Below are 13,581 nucleotides of genomic sequence, written 5' to 3' on the forward strand. Positions count from 1 at the left end.
TGATATAAAAGCGGCCATGATACCATAAACGGGCTTTGCCAAAGTATTTTTCCGGTTTTATGGGTCTTGATAGCAGGAAATTTATTTTCTTTGGTTTACGTTCATGACCAAAAAAAGAAATAAACGATAGTTATATGAAATTCGGAACAAAAGTCATCCATGCTGGGGTAGCGCCAGACCCTACCACTGGAGCCATCATGACCCCTATTTTTCAAACCTCCACCTATGTGCAAAAGTCTCCCGGACAGCATAAGGGATTTGAGTATTCGAGAACGCACAATCCGACCCGTGATGCGCTTCAGAAGAGCATTGCCGCACTGGAGAATGGAAAACACGGGCTTTGTTTTTCCTCAGGAATGGGAGCCATCGATGCTTTGATCAAATTGCTCAGCCCCGGGGATGAGGTGATCAGTACCAATGACCTGTATGGCGGCACTTACCGGATATTTACCAAGGTTTTTGCCAAATACGGCATCAAGTTTCATTTCGTGTCGATGGATGACCCCGCTTCCATTGAAAAGTACATCAATGATAAAACCCGCTTGATTTGGGCAGAGACGCCTACCAATCCGATGATGAATATCATCGACATCAAGGCACTGGCAGCCATTGCCGGGAAGCATGACCTGCTATTGGGAGTGGACAATACCTTTGCGACACCCTATTTGCAAAACCCACTGGATTTGGGAGCCGACTTGGTGATGCATTCGGTGACCAAGTACCTGGCAGGACACTCGGATGTGGTGATGGGGGCCTTGGTGGTCAATGATGACCGATTGGCAGAAGACCTGGCCTTTATCCAGAATTCCTGCGGTGCCACTCCTGGTCCCCAAGACTGCTTTTTGGTGCTGAGAGGGATCAAAACCCTGCATTTAAGGATGGAGCGTCATTGCCAAAATGGAAAAACCATCGCAGGGTACTTGCGGCATCATCCCAAAGTGGACAAGGTGTATTGGCCAGGATTTGAGGATCATCCCAATCACGACATTGCAGCCAAGCAAATGCGGGATTTTGGAGGAATGATCAGCTTTTCCATTGTCGGAGATAAGCAGGAAGATGCCAAGAAGGTGCTGGAAAATCTTCACTATTTTTCCCTTGCCGAATCTTTGGGAGGGGTAGAGTCCCTTTGTGGTCACCCCGCTTCCATGACCCATGCCAGCATTCCTAAAGTAGAAAGGGAAAAAGTTGGCTTGACGGATTCCTTGATTCGGTTGAGTGTTGGGGTGGAAGATGCTGAAGACCTGAAAAATGACTTGGCTGCTGCATTGGAGTTGATTTAATAGCCCTATCCAAGGATATCTGAGAAGAGATGTTGACATTGGCTGACTGCTTTGGCGGTCAGCTTTTTTTTATTGCTTTTAAGTTTTTTGAGGAGTGTTTGGTATTTTTTTGAAGGGAGGTCCTGGGCATCTGAAAGGCTGAATGTAAGGTGCTGCAGAAAGAGGTGGTTTTGGTACCATTGGTACAGCAATCGGCTCAGGTCATTCATGTACTGATGGATGATTTCTGTGAAAGTAGGGTTCAGGCCTGATGCCATCCGGATGTTTTCCAAGGTGATGATCAGTTGTAAGCCTTCATAGATATCTTTGATTTCTTTGGCTTCCAACTGCTTTTCACTATCAAATTTGAAGAATGCCAGCTCCTCGTTGATCAGCTGCGTGGTGGCGGTGCTGATCTGGAGGGGTTTTAGCTGTACGCTATGCTCAAAAGCGCCTTTGTAAAGTTCTTCCCAGATGTGGGTAGGGGTAGCAAAAATCTCATCGTAAGCATTGCCATAGACAAGGTCCCTGTCCTTTAACAATTTCTTTTTGTAACTGTTGAAAGATGTCCCTGAGGTGGCCGTCTCCTCTTCCAATGCTTGTATCACGAGCTTGATGTGAAGCACTTTCTTTAAGCTTCTGAAAAGCGATTTGTATGGCCCAAAAAGGATGAATTTTAGCTTTTCCTGGTTGAAGTGTATCCGACTGATCAGCTCAATATAGATTTCCAGAAAGATGAGCTTTTCTTCAAGCTCGACTGCTTTTTTTGCCCTGAAGAGCTTGGTCAAATCGGTGAACAATCGCTTTGCCAACGTGTACTGTTGGTCAAAAGACTGGAAAACGGGAGAGACGTTTTGAACCTGCATAGGCATTTAGTTTATACGTACAAGGGTTGCACCATATCCAAAGCGGTTCTTTTGGGTATCCTGAAAATACTTAATATTTCCCAATTGACTCAGGTATTTGTGGATTTCTTTTCGTAATACCCCATTGCCAATGCCGTGGATGAAGGTGATGTCGTCCATTCCAGCGGCGATGGCATAGTTTAGGTTCTTTTCAAAGGTCTCCATCTGAAGGCGCAGCATTTCACTATTACTCATGAATTCATGGTCATCCGCCAGCTTTTCGATGTGCAGGTCAATTTCCTTGGCCGGACGTTTGAACTGTTTTTCTACGGGCTGCTGCTCGTTTTCTTTGTTGAGGTCTTGGTTTAGCTGGTTGATATCCAGTGTTTTGGTTTGGTGGTCCAGCGGAAAAAGGTAGCCTTTTTTGCCCGTGACAGGAGCGGTATGCTGGCTTTTGAAAAAGGAAGAAGCCTTGAATTTTACCTTTTTCTCAAAAGCCGGAAGGGTTTTTTCTGCCCTGTGGTTAATGGGGATAAAGCGGAAAAAGACTTCAGGCCACTTTTCAAATTGCGGAATGGCCTTTTCGTCGATTTTTTGACTGGTCTTGGCCGCGAAGTTTCCGGATGCCAGTGTGCGGGAATTTTCTCCAAATACCTCAGATGCCATGAAAAGATAATCCTTTTCTGTGTTATTGATCAGGTGGACACTAAGGTCTTTGTCATTGAGGGGGACATAGCTGAGGAACAGCCCCGGCTCTGGGGCTTGGCTTTTGGAGGAGGAGAGCGTCGTAGCCTCGGATGGGGCAGGAGCCTTTTCATCACCAAAGTACTCCTTCTCGGTTTGGTGGATGACCACCACCTCATTTTTCATAGCAGGGATTTTAAACCCATCCTCTATTTCGATTTCAATTCTTCCGCTTCCGGATATTTTGGTAATCGTGCCTTCTTCATTACCGTGCAGCAGCCGCACCTTATCTCCAATGTTCATTTGTCCAATGCTGATTTATAAGTTTCTAGCGCCCTTTCTCGGGCCAATTTGTGATCTATCATGGGGGCTGGATATTGGTCAGTACCATATTCGGGCACCCATTTTTTGATGTAGGCGAGGTCCTTGTCAAACTTCTTCACCTGTGATGCAGGATTGAATATCCTGAAATATGGCTGGGCATCCGTACCGGTTCCTGCCGCCCATTGCCAGTTACCGTTATTGGATGCCAGTTCGTAATCCAGTAATTTTTTCGCAAAATACGCTTCTCCCCAACGCCAGTCAATTAAAAGATGCTTTGTTAAGAAACTTGCTGTAATCATCCTGACTCTATTGTGCATATAGCCGGTCGTATTGAGTTCTCGCATGCCAGCATCGACGATGGGATATCCGGTTTTCCCCGCGCACCATTTGTTAAATTCCTCCTCATTATTGCGCCATGGGATATTGTCGTACTTTTTTTTGAAAGATTCCGTAACTACCTGTGGATGATGATAGAGTATCATCATAAAAAACTCACGCCAAACCAGTTCACTTAAGAAAGTAGCATTCAGTTTTTCGGCCTCAAGGGCCAGCTTTCTGATGCTTAAGGTTCCGAAGCGCAGGTGAATGCCCAAATGTGATGTTTTATCCTCCGCAGGGAAATCCCGCATGTTGTCGTATTGCCTGATGAGTGGTTTGTCGATGTCCAAGGGCGGAAAGGAAATGTTGGTTTCGTCGAAGCCCAGGTTCCTGAGCGAAGGGAAGTCAGCAGGCGAGGATTGGTGTAGCCGTTTTAGGTCCGGAGTCAAGGGAGTAGGAGGAGCTGCCTTGAACTTTTTAAGCCACGCATTTTTATAAGGGGTGTATACTTTATAAAAATCACCGCTTTCATTGAGGATTTCATCTTTTTCAAAGATGACTTGGTCTTTGAAATCCAAAAAGTCAATCCCCTTTTCTTTGAGAAATGCATTGACGGCTTTATCTCTTGAGATGGCGTACGGCTCATAGTCCCTGTTGCAATACACCGCGGCGATGTCATTTTCGTCGACCAATTGCTTGAAAATCTCCAGTGGCTTACCTGTCTTTACCCATATCGAAAAGCCCTTGGCTTCCAGGGCCTCCTTGAGTTGTTGGAGTCTTTGGTGAATAAAAGCCACTCGGGCATCCTTCTTGTCATCCAGTTCTTCTAGGATAGTGGTGTCGAAAATAAACAATGGCAGCACATTGTTTTCTTGTTGGCACGCATAGAACAAAGCCGTATTGTCTTCCAGCCGCAAGTCTCTTCGCATCCAAAAAAGCGTGATTTTTTTCATTGATCTTTTAGGTTTAATCATCTGATCGGGAAGCTGAACAGTGCATGGATTCAACTTTCCTTTATTCTCCAATAACCTGCCTGGCACTTAATTGTTTGATGTTTCATCCAGGTTTTGTTCTTCTGGCTTGGTTTCGATGATGTTGATTTTCAAGGAGTCTGTAGGAGTGCCTGGCGTGCCAGGATCGGGGAGGTTATTCCCTTCTTGATAGTTGTCCCTGAGGTAATCATCGGAATCGTTGATGAGCAGGTGCTCTTTTTTCTTCTTTTTCCCTAAATTCTGAAAAAGCTTCTTGAATGAACTGAAGAGAAGTGTTTGGGACAAGGATACGCCATAGGTGTTTACCCGTTCGGCAAGCTGGAGCGAAGTGAAAGTGTTAAAATTGTTTCTGTTATAGACACGAATGCGATAGCGGCCATCATCGGTAATGAGGTATTCGGCCTGCCAGTCCCCGGCGATACTTCCCAGGTCGGCATTTCCTTGGGGGTCGGTAAAGCTGCCGTCTCTGCTGACCCGCAGCCTGCCATCCAAAAAGGTATAGGCCACACTTAGCTGGAAGGTCTCCAGGGCCGTTTCATCCAGCGAGGCGAGGTCAATGTTGATTTCCAGGTTTTGGTCCACTTGGGAGATCAGTGCATTTAACTGGGAAGAGACCAGCTGGCTGAGGTTTGAGAAGCCGATTCCGGCACTGTTAAATTGGCCTTCAGGCGAAAAGCGTCTGAGCATGATAAGGGAAAATACCTGACGGTTTTTTTCTTGCTCATCATTGGCGATACGGTTTTTAAATGCTGAAATGGTAGTTTGGGCTTCTCCGTCCGGGAATTCAGAGAAGTCAAAGTCAAAGTTGATTTCTGGAGACATCAATGGCCCGTCCAAGTCCATGATGACCTGTACAGGGTACCTTCTGTACAGCTGGGCGTCCTCAAATTCCGAAGAAGTTTGGCTGTTCTGGAGACTGGTGAGGGAAACATTTTCCTTGTAAGTGGCGGTGATGTCCATGATGCCCTCATAAGGATCTCCAAACCAAGAGATCCTTCCCCCCGGTTGGATGTTGAATTGCCTGTTGATAATGTTGTAGAGCGAGAAATTGTACTTGGCATCGACGATTTCATAGTTTCCCGTCATGTTAAAATTTCCCTGTGTATCGATGTTCAGGCTAAGGTTTCCTCGTCCCCTGCCCTGGATGTTTTCACCTGTTCTAGGGTCAATTTGGATTTCAGTATAGGCGTCAGGAGTGACGTCAAGTACAAAATTCATTCGGACATTTTTGATTTCCAGTTTTTCGACCGCTTCTTCAATACTGATCTCACGAGTGGTGTCGCGGACGTTGATGATGTTTATAAACTCTTCTTGTGCTTGGTTTTCGGTGGATCCCAATGGGATGTAAATTTCTGTTTTTGGCTGGGTGGTAGCCTTGGCGGTGATGTCCAGGTTTTGGGCTGCACCAAAAATGTCCAAGGTGCCACTGGCAAAGGCCGTCCCATAGAAAAGACTGTTGTCTTCCAAGGAGGTGTTTAGTACTTGGAAGTTGGTGAGGTTAGAAGAAATGTCCAAGATAAAGTCACTAAAGCCATCATGGGCAATGCCTCCGGACATTCGAGCAGTATTTCCTTGGGGGTCAGCAATGTTAAGCCCTTTGAAGCTGATTTCATTGGGTGTGAAAAGGATGTTGCCATCCACAGTGTAGTGAGTGTTCAGGTAGTTGACACGAACCGTTCCGCCAGTGAGGGTGCCGATTCCTTGTACGATTGGTTGATCTACTGTTCCAGAGACATCAATGTCCCCAGACACCGTGCCGCCAAATTCTGTCAGATAATCCGACAAAAACGGCTCCAAAACATCAAGCTTCGTCTCGCTAAAATTTCCTTTCAGGGATAATTGATCATTTTCGGTACTAATAAAACCGGTGACCTCTATATTTTTTTTTGCTTCTCTTGTGTTGGTCAGGCTGAGGTTGATTTTGTCATTTTCGAAGTAGGTAGCCGCCTCCATGTTTCCGATCAGGAAATTATTGACCGACAGACTGTCCAGTACTAGGCTTCCATAGGCTCCTGTCCGCTGTAAGAAATTGTTAAAGGCAAATATCCCATTCGCCGTGCCACTATATTTCCTGATCGCAAAGGTATTGATAAAGTCAAGGTTGACGTCGTGGATCTCAAAACTCAGGATTTCTTCCGGATTTTCGTTTATTCGTCCATTTAAAGCGAGGAATTGACCGTTGTTAGCCAGCTTGAGGTTGTCTACATCAATTCTGTCCGGGGAAATGATAATGGAATTTTCAGGGTCAAATTCCCAGTAATTGTCCAGAATCTTGATGTCCGAAGGAGCAAAAACAATGGAGGTTTGATCCTTTGAAAGTTCGATTTTACTTTTGATCTGGGCATAGCTGTTGGTGTTTAACTGGTCAATCCCCACATTGAAGTCGATGGCTGACTCATCCCAAATGGCTTCCATGCTGAGGTTATTAAACACCACACCTGGGGCCAATTGCTGCTCTTTGGAGTTGATATAGCAGGCGGCCAATACTTCCCGGGAGTTTTTGATCTTAGCGGTATTGAAGTCCAAGTCGTTTTCCAGAAACAGTTTCGAATCATACTGAATGGTATCGATTCCAGCATAGAAATTAAAGATGGTGTTTTCTGCCGTTTGGTAAAAAGCACCTTCCACGGTAGTGTTTTTGGAGATGTAAAGGGACGGTTCGAAGAGCTGCAGAATGGGATTGATATCGTGCAAGCTCATGTTGATGTCAATGTTATATTCATTGAGATCATCCTTGTTGCCATTGGTTTTATCCAACTCGGAATTGGTCAGAATATCGGAGTAGTCCCGTAGCAAATGCTGGATGTCATTGGCCACTTCTTTGGCGTGGAAATTTCCCGATATATTGGCGACCAGAAGGTCTGAGTTAAGGGAGATCATTCGGGTTTCATCCGCAAAAACCGATTGGAAGAAGAAATTGTCTATGGTGAAATTCCTGCCTTGATGGCTGATCAATAGGTCTTTGAACCGAGCGATGCCTTCCACTTTGTCCAAGTCGGTGCCTTTGGTGTCCAGTTCCACTCCACCACTGACGAAATAGGCTTCTTTAGTAAGGTTTAGCTGGTGAAGAAAGGCGGTGTCCACTTTCATGTTCAGCCTTGCGGAGTCTATGGCATTTCGCAGGTCCAAGGTTCCGTCGACCTTCATTTTTAAATTGGGATCATTGATGGCCAATTGGCCCTTAAACAGGTCCTTGCCAAAAGTAGCATTGGTGGTAATGCCTTTGTAATTGTACCGATTGATTCCAATATTACTGATGCGTGCATCCAGGTTTACCAGGATGGTTTCTAGGCTGGTACCGCTTCCCCTTAGATTGCCCCGCAAGGTTACTTTTTGATAGGTTTGGGGATCATTCAGCAGAATGCCGAGGTCTAGGTTTTTGGCAGATAACTGCCCATAATATCTGGGACTTTCTTCTTCGAGCAGGTAATCCAACCTACCGGAAACATTGCCTATGGCGGTGCGGAATTCACCGGTGGTCCTGAATCGCGAAAGGTAACCGGAAAAATCTGAATCGAAATGGATGTCTTTAAACTTGGAAATTTCTTGCCGCGTTTGCTCGTCCAGGTAAGGCGAGAGGTCCTCGCTGGTGACCATGGAATTTACCAGGGAAAGCTGGAAGAACGTACTGTCAATGGCAGGAAGCCCGTCAATATGAAACTGGCCAAACAGGGCACTTCTTCTTCCAAACCTGATCAGGAGCTCATCAGAGTGCAAGTCGCTGACTTTTCCGGAAACATCACCACTCAGGTAAATCCTGTCGTCAAAATCAGGGATCTTATCTGTAAAATATTTAAGGTCTTTGATGTCCAGTACCGATTCGTCTAAACTGGCATCGATGGTTACTTGGCGGTTAAAGTCACTTAAGGAACCCACGCTGTCATAGCTGAATTTGAGGTAATTCTTGATGACCGTCTCATTGGATTTAAAAAAGAGATCATCAAACTCCATGGCCGTTTTGGAGTAGGAAAAATGGGTCAGAAGCTGCTGTATTTCTACCCCGGAGTTGGCTTCCAATCCTCTTAGGTAGCGTATGTCCAGCGAAATTTCGCCGTCCTTTGATAGGAAGTTCCTGGCGCCTCCTACCAGGTTTCGGAAACGAAGACGCGTGTAATCAAAGCCGTTAATGATAGGATCCTTTCTGAAATCCATGATGTCCAAGGATACTTTTTCGAAAGACATCCTACTGATGGAAAACTGGCTGGTGCTTTCCCTTGTTTTGTTCTTCTTCGGGGCAAAAATGCCATTTAGCTCATTGATGAAATGGGAAATATTGGGGAGCCGATTGCCCTCATGGGTCAGAAAGCGGAGCTCACCTCCTTTTAGCTGGATTTCGTCGATGCCGGGTTGGTTTGGATCCAGAATAGTAGAAGGTGAAAAATCCACATAAACACTTTCCAAGTTGGCCATAAGACTATCCTGTGGGTCTCTGACCACCAATCCTTGTACGCTCAGGGCATCCCACCAACGGACATGGACATTTTGGATGGTGGTTTCGAAGCCTGTTCGCTCACTAAGCTGACTTGCCAGAAACTGGGAAGCGATGGTTTGGATAAAAGGAATGTGCAAGGAACCGGCAACGAGCAAAAACAGGATCAGCAGGTAAAGGAGAACTTTTAAGATCCTTTTGATGGTTTTCTTCAGGAATATATTAAAGAAAACATAGGGAACGGATAAGATGCGTGATGCTCCCCCCCATGCTTTCTGCAAAAATTCCGTAACTTTCGATTTCTTTTCCAAAGGATTATGAAGAATATTAATATACTCGCTATAGAGTCCTCTTGCGACGAGACCTCCGCCTCCATTATATCTAATGGCAAAATACTTAATAATATTGTCGCCACGCAATCCGTACATGAAAAATATGGTGGGGTAGTGCCGGAGTTAGCATCCCGGGCACATCAGCAGCACCTCATTCCGGTGATCCATGAAGCGATCACGGAAGCCGGTATCGCACATGAAGAGCTGTCTGCGGTGGCATTTACGCGTGGTCCGGGCTTAATGGGTTCCCTAATGGTGGGCGTGTCTTTCGCAAAGTCTTTTGCCTATGCCTTGGACATTCCATTGATAGATGTTAATCATATGCAGGCGCATATCTTGGCGCATTTTATCGATGATCCCAAGCCGGCATTTCCGTTTATTTGCTTGACCGTCAGTGGAGGCCATACACAATTGGTTTTGGTGAAGGATTATTTGGAAATGGAAGTCATCGGTGAAACACTGGATGATGCCGTGGGAGAGGCTTTTGACAAGACCGCCAAGCTTTTGGGGCTTCCCTATCCAGGAGGGCCGCTGGTGGACAAATATGCCAAAGAAGGAAATCCCCAAGCGTTTCAGTTTCCACTCTCGGAGATGCCTGGACTGAATTATTCTTTTAGTGGCATAAAAACTGCAGTGTTGTACTTCCTGCGTGACCGTTTAAAGGAAGATGCGGATTTTATCACCGAAAATATGGCAGACATCTGTGCTTCGGTTCAGTTTACGCTGATCAAGATGCTGATGCAAAAGCTGAAAAGAGCGGCGAGAGAGCATAAGGTGAAGGAAATCGCCATAGCGGGAGGGGTGTCGGCCAATTCTGGACTTAGGGCCGAACTGAACCGTTTAGCGGGAGAGTTAGGCTGGAATGTTTATGTGCCCAAGTTTGAGTATTGCACCGATAATGCTGCCATGATTGCCATGGCGGCGCATTATAAGTATTTGAAGGGAGCGTTTTGTGGATTGGATGTGAGTCCAGTAGCCAAAATGAAGCTTTAGAATGTGAAGCATGAACGCTCCAATAATTGTAAGATCACATGAAAAAGGAAAATAGATTCAGCAAAATTGTCAATATCAAAAACCGTAAAGCAAGTTTTGAATACGAGTTTTTGGATAAGTATGTGGCGGGAATTTCCCTGAAGGGAACAGAGATCAAGTCCATTCGAGAAGGAAAGGTATCCCTGAAGGAGGCATTTTGCTATTTCAAAAGGGGGGAGTTGTTTATCAAGCAAATGCACATTTCTCCCTACACGCAGGCCGCACACTTTAACCACGACGCTGTTCGTGAGCGTAAACTGTTGTTAAATCGAAAAGAGCTTGATAAATTAGAAAGTAAATTGACCGAAAAAGGACTTGCCATCATTCCTGTTCGTATATTTATCAATGACAGGGGCTTGGCAAAAGTGGAAATTGCCCTTGGTAGAGGTAAAAAGCTTCACGACAAACGTCAGGATATTAAAAAGAAAGATGCAAAACGAGAACTTGACCGAATGGCCTATTGAACATCAATTTGGAATCTGCAGAATGAGCTTGGTAAGCGTTTACCTGGAGCCAAGCCCTGGCGTAGGCTTGCTTACGCAACTGCTTTTTGGAGAAACCTACACCGTGCTGGGGATTACCGGAGATGAAAAATGGATAAGGATCAAGACCACGGAGGAAGGGGCAACAGGCTGGATGCTTAGGGCTCAGCACCACCAAATCAATGAAGAAGATTACCGTTATTATAATTACGAAGATTATCAGGTGGTCACCTCTCCGGTGGCCACGATTAAATACCAGGGGGAGCAACTCCATATTTTAGCAGGCAGCCATCTTCATATAGGATCCACTGAACTGTTTGACATGGGAGGTGTGATGGAGTTTAAAGGAGCTGGACGTCACATCAAAGATAAGGCAAGCCGCGAAGAGTTGATTTCATTAGCCAAGCGATTTATGCATGTGCCCTTTCTGTCTGGCGGAAGGGGCTTTTTTGGTATTGGGGCTGGAAGTTTTATTCAGCTTTCCTATAAAATGGCCGGTTATAGTGTCCCTAAGTTTATCTCTAAACTGGTAGAGGCAGGAAAAAGCGTGAAAGAAAAGAAAATTCAGGTCGGGGATATCGTAATATTTGGAAATAACAAAGATATTCCTCATCATGCAGGAATATATGTGGGTGAAAATCAGGTGATTCATGTGTGGGGACGAGTGCGGATAGATCCGGTAAAGCTGGATGGACGGATCATGACCAGAAACAATTCACCTTTGTATAGGGTTTTGGATATCAGGAGCTTGTTATAAGAATGGAAAAAAAAGTACTTGTGCTCAATCTGGATCATACGCCCATCGCCGTGGTCAATGTGCAAAAAGCGATGGTCCTCACCCTTTTGGAAAAGGTGAGCGTGTTGGCGGATTATCCTTTTCTGAGCATTCGTACGATTGACCGAGAATTTAGCTATCCAGCTGTGGTAAGGCTTGATGAATACAAAAATGTCCCTTACCGGGGAGTGTTGCTGACCAGAAGTAACCTTTTTAAGCGGGATGATAACGAGTGCCAGTATTGCGGCTCACCCAAACACCTGACGGTAGACCATGTCATTCCACGCTCCAAAGGCGGAAAAAGCAGCTGGACCAATCTGATCACCGCTTGCCATCGCTGCAATGTCCTCAAAGGAGATAAAACTCCCGAGGAAGTAGGGATGCTGATGCGTAAAAAACCCTTTAAGCCTACACTGGCCTATTTTTTGGCAGAATATGCGGAAAGAAATGCCGAAGAATGGATTCCCTTTCTCAGCGCCAAGGCGGTGCAGCCGGGGTGAACGGCAGGTACAGGAGGTTACCTAAAAACTTATGTCATTCCATACGACGAGAAGGTCTATTTAAACCACTGGCATAAATGCTAATGGGATATTTTTTAAATGAGCTTAGCTTGGATGGGTGCTTTTCCTTGAAAATTTTTATATTGGTTCTTTTAACCAAAACCCAGACTGCCAGTGACAATACTCTTTGTGCTCCTAAGTATTTTATTATTAGTACTACTAATCGTATGGGCCAAGCTCAACCCCTTTATAGCTTTTTTGATCACTTCTATCGTAGCAGGGTTGCTTTTGGGCATTCCACCAGAGCAAGTAGCGGTGTCCGTACAGCAAGGGATGGGGAGCCTCCTGGGAGATTTGGTGATTATCATTACGATGGGTGCGATGTTGGGAAAGCTCGTGGCTGAAAGCGGTGCCGCACAGCGGATCGCCGATTTTCTTATGCGGGTTTTTGGAAAGAAATATATCCACTGGGCCATGATGGTGACTGGCTTGGTGGTCGGAATTCCGTTGTTTTATAACGTTGGTTTTGTATTGCTGGTGCCTCTGGTATTTACCGTGGCTCATCAGTACAAGCTATCTGCCGTGTATGTGGGGATTCCCTTGCTGGCGGCTTTGTCCGTGACCCACGGATTTTTGCCTCCTCATCCCTCTCCAGCGGCACTGGTGGCACAGTTTGATGCCAATATGGGCGTGACGCTGCTTTATGGAATGATGGTCGCCATACCTACGATCTTGGTTGCAGGTCCTTTTTTTGCGCGGTTCCTCAAGCATATTCCGGCCAGTCCACTGAAAAGTTTCCGTGCCAGCAGCAAGCCTGAGGAGGAATTGCCAGGAACCATCAATAGTTTCTTGTCTGCGCTGCTTCCCGTGGTGCTACTGGTGGGGACACCGGTACTGTTAATGCAGACAGATGAACAGAGCGCATTATATGGTTATGTGAAATTTATAGCAGATCCAGGGATGGTGATGCTTTTCTCCCTCTTGGTGGCTACATTTACCTTAGGGCTTCACCAAGGCATGAAGATGGATCACTTAATGGATATTTATGTGGATTCGGTGAAGGACGTGGCCATGATCATCCTGATCGTGGCAGGTGCGGGGGCTTTAAAGCAAGTACTGTTGGATAGTGGGGTGAGTCAAGTGATTGCGGATGGATTGGAAGGGTGGAACGTACATCCGCTGGTGTTGGCTTGGACAATTACGGCTGTCATTAGGGTTTGCGTGGGGTCTGCCACCGTAGCAGGACTGACCACAGCCGGGATTATTGCGCCTTTGATAGAAGGTTCGGGCGTGGATCCCAATTTGGTGGTTTTGGCCATTGGAGCGGGGAGCTTGATGTTTTCCCACTTTAATGATGCCGGTTTTTGGATGTATAAGGAGTTTTTCAATGTCAGCATTAAGGATACCATCAGGTCATGGTCTGTGATGGAGACCATCGTGGCAGTAGTGGGGTTGGCAGGGGTAATGGTGCTGGACTGGGTCGTGGGATAGCGGCTCCCTTCGGCATTGCTGAGGAAAGGTCTTCCAAATTGCAAAGGGATTAAAGGGCGGATGGGGCGGTATCTCCGCTAACCATAAAATATTTCAACGATTTAACGATCAAATAAAA

The 13,581-nt window shown here is 45.8% G+C and carries 10 protein-coding genes; 6 read left to right on the forward strand and 4 right to left on the reverse strand.

Features of this window, described 5'->3' with window-relative positions; translation table 11 throughout:
* Nucleotides 1-134: 134 nt before the first annotated feature.
* Nucleotides 135-1,280 carry a trans-sulfuration enzyme family protein gene (locus ECHVI_RS10170; protein WP_015265892.1) on the forward strand — a complete coding sequence of 382 codons (1,146 nt, stop codon included), beginning with the start codon at nt 135-137 and terminating at the stop codon, nt 1,278-1,280.
* A 5-nt stretch (nt 1,281-1,285) separates the two neighbouring features.
* Here the strand turns inward: ECHVI_RS10170 and ECHVI_RS10175 are convergent, their stop codons facing one another.
* The 4 genes from ECHVI_RS10175 to ECHVI_RS10190 form a co-directional block, all read right to left on the reverse strand.
* Entirely contained in the window at nt 1,286-2,125 is an 840-nt protein-coding gene (locus tag ECHVI_RS10175; RefSeq protein WP_015265893.1) for a hypothetical protein, read from the reverse strand.
* A 6-nt stretch (nt 2,126-2,131) separates the two neighbouring features.
* Nucleotides 2,132-3,091 carry a Smr/MutS family protein gene (locus ECHVI_RS10180; RefSeq protein ID WP_015265894.1) on the reverse strand — a complete coding sequence of 320 codons (960 nt, stop codon included), beginning with the start codon at nt 3,089-3,091 and terminating at the stop codon, nt 2,132-2,134.
* Complete coding sequence (locus ECHVI_RS10185; RefSeq protein ID WP_015265895.1) at nt 3,088-4,383, reverse strand: cryptochrome/photolyase family protein; 1,296 nt, start codon at nt 4,381-4,383, stop codon at nt 3,088-3,090. The genes ECHVI_RS10180 and ECHVI_RS10185 overlap by 4 nt, the downstream gene beginning before the upstream one ends.
* A gap of 87 nt (nt 4,384-4,470) precedes the next feature.
* Complete coding sequence (locus ECHVI_RS10190) at nt 4,471-9,162, reverse strand: translocation/assembly module TamB domain-containing protein (RefSeq protein ID WP_015265896.1); 4,692 nt, start codon at nt 9,160-9,162, stop codon at nt 4,471-4,473.
* A 6-nt stretch (nt 9,163-9,168) separates the two neighbouring features.
* Between ECHVI_RS10190 and tsaD the strand changes: the two genes are divergently transcribed.
* The 5 genes from tsaD (at nt 9,169) to ECHVI_RS10215 (ending at nt 13,463) form a co-directional block, all read left to right on the forward strand.
* Nucleotides 9,169-10,176 (forward strand): tRNA (adenosine(37)-N6)-threonylcarbamoyltransferase complex transferase subunit TsaD, encoded by a 1,008-nt coding sequence (gene tsaD, locus ECHVI_RS10195; RefSeq protein WP_015265897.1) that lies wholly within the window; start codon nt 9,169-9,171, stop codon nt 10,174-10,176.
* A 38-nt stretch (nt 10,177-10,214) separates the two neighbouring features.
* On the forward strand, nt 10,215-10,679 hold the full coding sequence (gene smpB / locus ECHVI_RS10200) for an SsrA-binding protein SmpB (RefSeq protein WP_015265898.1): 465 nt from the start codon (nt 10,215-10,217) through the stop codon (nt 10,677-10,679).
* Nucleotides 10,645-11,454, forward strand: a complete 810-nt coding sequence (locus ECHVI_RS10205) for a C40 family peptidase (RefSeq protein WP_015265899.1) — start codon at nt 10,645-10,647, stop codon at nt 11,452-11,454. The genes smpB and ECHVI_RS10205 overlap by 35 nt, the downstream gene beginning before the upstream one ends.
* A gap of 2 nt (nt 11,455-11,456) precedes the next feature.
* Nucleotides 11,457-11,972 carry an HNH endonuclease gene (locus tag ECHVI_RS10210; protein WP_015265900.1) on the forward strand — a complete coding sequence of 172 codons (516 nt, stop codon included), beginning with the start codon at nt 11,457-11,459 and terminating at the stop codon, nt 11,970-11,972.
* A 174-nt stretch (nt 11,973-12,146) separates the two neighbouring features.
* Nucleotides 12,147-13,463: a gluconate:H+ symporter gene (locus ECHVI_RS10215; RefSeq protein WP_015265901.1), complete on the forward strand. Its 1,317-nt coding sequence runs from the start codon at nt 12,147-12,149 to the stop codon at nt 13,461-13,463.
* The last annotated feature ends 118 nt before the right edge of the window (nt 13,464-13,581 follow it).

Origin of the sequence: Echinicola vietnamensis DSM 17526, from assembly GCF_000325705.1 — a bacterium.
Classification (GTDB): Bacteria; Bacteroidota; Bacteroidia; order Cytophagales; family Cyclobacteriaceae; genus Echinicola; species Echinicola vietnamensis.